The organism is Mesorhizobium sp. M7A.F.Ca.US.014.04.1.1, from assembly GCF_003998745.1.
In the GTDB taxonomy this organism is placed as follows: Bacteria; Pseudomonadota; Alphaproteobacteria; order Rhizobiales; family Rhizobiaceae; genus Mesorhizobium; species Mesorhizobium ciceri.
The window spans coordinates 1-525 of record NZ_RZRW01001406.1; the positions used below are offsets into that span (position 1 = coordinate 1).

At 65.9% G+C, this 525-nt stretch carries 1 protein-coding gene; it reads left to right on the plus strand.

Translation table 11 applies throughout. The annotated features are described in order from the left end of the window. A partial coding sequence (locus EOA22_RS36805) for a fumarylacetoacetate hydrolase family protein (RefSeq protein ID WP_164756344.1) occupies window positions 1-525 on the plus strand: 525 nt, incomplete at both ends.

Below are 525 nucleotides of genomic sequence, written 5' to 3' on the forward strand. Positions count from 1 at the left end.
GTCGGCCATGGCGCGGCGCTGGTGCGGGCGCCGGAATCCCCGCAGCTCGATTATGAGGGCGAAATCGTCATCGTCATCGGCAAGGCGGGACGGCGCATTGCCGAGGCCAACGCGCTCAGCCATATTGCGGCATTGTCGCTGTGCAATGAAGGCCCCATCCGCGACTGGGTGCGGCATGCCAAGTTCAACGTCACGCAAGGCAAGAATTTCGACCGCAGCGGCTCGATCGGCCCTTGGCTGGTGCCGTTCACCGACGCGGAGCAGATCGCCGACATCGCGCTGACCGCCCGCGTCAATGGCGAAATCCGCCAGCAGGACCGCACCAGCCGGATGATCTTCTCGTTTCGCAAGATTATCGCCTATGTCTCGACCTTCACCACGCTGGTGCCGGGCGACATCATCGTCACCGGCACGCCGACGGGCGCCGGCGCCCGCTTCGAGCCGCCGATCTGGCTGAAGCCGGGCGACGTCATCGAGGTCGAGGCAGACGGCATCGGCGTGCTGCGCAACAGCGTCGTCGACGAG